The sequence below is a fragment of the Sulfuricurvum sp. genome (genome assembly GCF_049305995.1).
In the GTDB taxonomy this organism is placed as follows: Bacteria; Campylobacterota; Campylobacteria; order Campylobacterales; family Sulfurimonadaceae; genus Sulfuricurvum.
Genome location: NZ_JBAQPS010000051.1, coordinates 1 through 2665, shown reverse-complemented (window position 1 = coordinate 2665; position 2665 = coordinate 1). Strand labels below are relative to the sequence as shown.

1 protein-coding gene and 1 pseudogene are annotated in these 2665 nt (G+C 47.7%); one reads left to right on the top strand and one right to left on the bottom strand.

Annotated elements, in window-relative coordinates:
• The coding region (locus WA010_RS01745) for a vitamin B12 dependent-methionine synthase activation domain-containing protein (protein WP_422555456.1) at positions 1-2151 on the top strand (2151 nt) is incomplete at its 5' end.
• Between the two features lie 11 nt (positions 2152-2162).
• Here the strand turns inward: WA010_RS01745 and WA010_RS01740 are convergent.
• A pseudogene (locus tag WA010_RS01740) lies at positions 2163-2665 on the bottom strand (recombinase RarA); the annotation flags it as partial.

Here is a 2665-nt window from a genome sequence, read left to right as displayed (position 1 = left end):
TGTTCTCTCGCCAAAAAATTCGGAACCGCCCTCGTGTGTCTCGTCATCGATGAAAAAGGGATGGCGAAAACGACGGCAGATAAAATGCGCATTGCAGAGCGCATCTACGATTTGTGTGTCAACCGCCATCACATCGATCCCCGTAATCTGATGTTTGATATGCTCACCTTTACGGTCGGAAGCGGTGATGTAGAGTACCGAGATGCTGCGATCCAAACATTAGAGGCAATCCGTCAACTTCACGCCAAATATCCGAACGTCGGCTCGACACTGGGACTCTCCAACATCTCGTTCGGTCTTAGCATGAATGCCCGTGTCTTTTTGAACAGTGTCTTTTTACACCACTGTCTCGAAGCGGGAATGACCTCGGTCATCATCAACGTCAAACACATCGTACCGCTTGCCAAAATGTCGCAGGAAGATCGAGAGATTTGTGAAGAGCTACTGTTCCATCCCGATGATCAATCGCTCTTTAAATTTATCGGCCATTTCAGTAATAAAACCATTGATAACGGCAAAAACGATGAAGCCTATGAGGCAATGAGCGATGAGGAAAAAATTGCCCAACTCCTCCTTGATGGGGATAAAGAGCGGATGATCCCTCTGGTAGAAAAAGCGCGCCACACGATCAACCCTGACCGCATCGTCAATGAGATCCTCATCGATGCGATGAAAATCGTCGGTGAGCTTTTCGGATCGGGGAAAATGCAGTTACCGTTTGTCTTGCAAAGTGCCGAGACGATGAAAACGACCGTCGATTATCTCAACCCCTACCTCTCGAAACAGGAAAAAGAGACCGATACCACCCTCGTGATCGGCACCGTCAAAGGGGATGTTCACGACGTAGGAAAAAACCTCGTCGATATTATCCTCTCCAACAACGGGTTCAAGGTGATCAATATCGGGATCAAAACCGAACTCGAAGAGTATCTCGACGTTATGAAAACACAGGATATTCACGCCATCGGGATGTCAGGATTACTTGTGAAATCAACCCAAGTGATGAAAGACAATCTTGAAATCATGGCTTCCCATGGGATCACTACCCCTGTATTGCTGGGTGGTGCGGCACTCACCCGAAGTTTCGTCGATGATTTTTGCCGACCGATCTATAACGGAGCAATCTTTTACTGTCGCGACGCGTTTGATGGCGTTATCGCGATGAGCCGCATCGAGAAATACAATGCCGATCCAAGTGTCGAGCTCGATACCCGCCTCGGCGGTGATATGATTGAAAAACCTGCCAAAGAGGTGATCGATGTTGTAATCCCGCCATACGCAGAGATAAAAATGCCAAGCGTTGTGAAAATTCCGACTCCTCCGTTTTGGGGACGACGGGTTCTGCGCAAAGAGCAACTCGATTTTGAGATGGTGTGCGGCTGGATTAACAAACGTAGCCTCTTTAAAATGCACTGGGGATACAAACGCGCGGGGATGCCGGTAGAAGAGTACAAAAAGCTCATGGAAAGCAAAGTCTATCCCGCCTATGAGCGAATCAAAAAAGAGATCATCAAACGGGGGTTGTTTGACCCGACTGTCATTTACGGATACTACCCCGTCCGAAGCAGTGACCAAGAACTCCTTATTTTCGATGAGAGCTACGGATGGAATATCGATGAGAATGCCAATCGACAGCCGCTGGATGAAGTGATCGGAAACGCTAAGTACGTTTTTGAATTTCCGCGCCAACGTAAAAATCCGCATCGTGCTTTAAGTGACTTTTTTAGTCACACCCGAGATGATATATTGCCGCTAACATGTGTGAGTATCGGGGATAAATTCAGTGAGTATGAAAAAGAGCTCTACGCTAATAATGAATATCTCGAATATAACATGGTACATGGGTTTGGAGTAGAACTTGCCGAAGCATTAGCCGAAGTAGCACACAAACAAATCCGTTTGGATTTAAATATCGCACATGATGATGAGGGGTTTAGCCTGCGTGATGTCCGCCTAAACCGTTACGCGGGGGCACGTTACAGTTTCGGCTATCCTGCATGTCCTGATTTGGAACCGAGTCGGATTATTTTTGATTTGCTCAAACCCGAAGAGTTCGGTATTACCCTCTCTGAGACATTCCAAATCCATCCTGAACAAAGTACGACGGCATTGGTTGTTCATCATAAAGAGGCGATCTATTACAATATCTAACGGGAAGAAGATTAACTTTCCCTTCCCCCCCACACCTTCTCTATCCATTCCCCCATCTTCGCTTCATAACCGCTGTTTTTAAACTCGACAAATTTGAGCGGTTTTGAGAGGTACTTTTGCTCTACCCAGCCCCCAAAATCATGCGGATACAAATACCCTTTGTGCTGTTGGCGCAAGTGCTCGGGAATATCGAGGATCACTCCGTTTTTCACCGCACTTTGCGCGGCATTGATCGCGTTATAGGACGTATTCGATTTCGGAGATGCACAGAGATAGATCACCGCTTGTGCGAGGATTATACGCGCTTCGGGATAGCCGATTTGTTTGACACTCATCATCGCCGAGGTGGTCAATGTCAACGCCTGTGGATTCGCATTGCCGACATCTTCACTGGAGAGGATCACGAGACGGCGTGCGATAAATTCAGGCGGTTCTCCCCCCTCGATAAGGCGTGCAAGATAATAGATCGCTGCGTCGGGGTCGGAACCTCGGATGCTCTTGATCAGCGCAGAAG